The organism is Arachidicoccus sp. (assembly GCF_050436765.1).
Classification (GTDB): Bacteria; Bacteroidota; Bacteroidia; order Chitinophagales; family Chitinophagaceae; genus Arachidicoccus.
In genome coordinates this window covers 1-1,147 of the sequence record NZ_JBNQGD010000257.1, presented here as the reverse complement: position 1 = coordinate 1,147, position 1,147 = coordinate 1, and the positions used below count along the sequence as shown (strand labels likewise).

General features: G+C 37.8%; 1 protein-coding gene and 1 pseudogene. Both read right to left on the bottom strand.

Annotation, left to right across the window (positions count from 1 at the left end):
* A partial coding sequence (locus ACQR30_RS11290) for a cytochrome c oxidase subunit II transmembrane domain-containing protein (protein ID WP_429735111.1) occupies positions 1-306 on the bottom strand: 306 nt, incomplete at its 3' end.
* Between the two features lie 420 nt (positions 307-726).
* A pseudogene (locus tag ACQR30_RS11285) lies at positions 727-1,098 on the bottom strand (cbb3-type cytochrome c oxidase subunit I).
* Between the last annotated feature and the right edge of the window lie 49 nt (positions 1,099-1,147).

Genomic DNA, 1,147 nt, shown 5'->3' with positions numbered 1-1,147 from the left:
CACGTTTGATGACTCATCATTAAAGCCGTAATACGGCTCCTCAAATTTATGTTCCCTAAACTCGATTACAGCGGCAAACAACATCCAGGTTACAATTACTATTATAACTACAAGAAAAAACATTATGTCATTGTGCAAATCAACTATAGCGTCCATTACGTTAGTAGCAGAAGTAGAAAAATTATATCTATATTCCGGGCAGTGTGAGGGCCTGTTATTTATCATGTTCACTATGTCCTCATATGGATACTGGCCAAAATCCCTAAGAACTTGCTTCCCGCTTACTATGCTTGGTATATGAGGCATAGAATACGGGTTCGGCTCCGTAGTATAGTAATAACCCTCTCATCAAGAGTTATGAGCTTTCATTTTTAGCAAAAAAAGTCCTGGCAAAAACCCATTAGAATTTCTCGAGTTAACCCTTTCGCGTCAATCTAAAAACCTGTCACGCGCGATAGTAGATCACTCCTCAACCGCGTAAAAACCTTCGGCGTCCGGATTAGATAATTCTTTATTAAACTCCTTATTTTTTTCTGAGTTAATATAGGCATCAATAAATCCGGCGAAAAAGACAACAACGCTAATAACAGATATAGAAGAACCAAATGACGCTCAAAAATTGTATTCTGAATACGTAAACGGATAATTAGAAATTCTTCTAGGCATGGCGGCTAAACCTAAAAAATGCATAGGAAAAAACGTTAAATTAACGCCAATAAAAAAAGTTCAGAAATGTATTTTAGCTATGACCTCATTGTAATGTTTCCCGGTCAATTTTTCGAACCAGTAATAAAACGCAGAAAACATTGCGAAAACCGCGCCCATAGATAAAACATAATGAAAATGCCCCACAACATAGTAGGTATCATGAAAAGCAACGTCTAAACCCGCGTTAGCTAGTATGACGCCGCTTAAACCACCAATGCAAAACAAAAGAACAAAGCCCAAAGAAAAAAGCATAGCGGCGGACTGGTTAACACGGCCCCCTCAAATAGTAGCAATTCAACTAAATATTTTAACACCAGTTGGGACAGCTATAATCATAGTAGCCGCTGTAAAATAAGCTCTCGTATCAACATCTAAACCCACCGTGTACATATGATGTGCTCAAACTATAAAGCCTAAAAAGCCAATAGTCATCATAGCA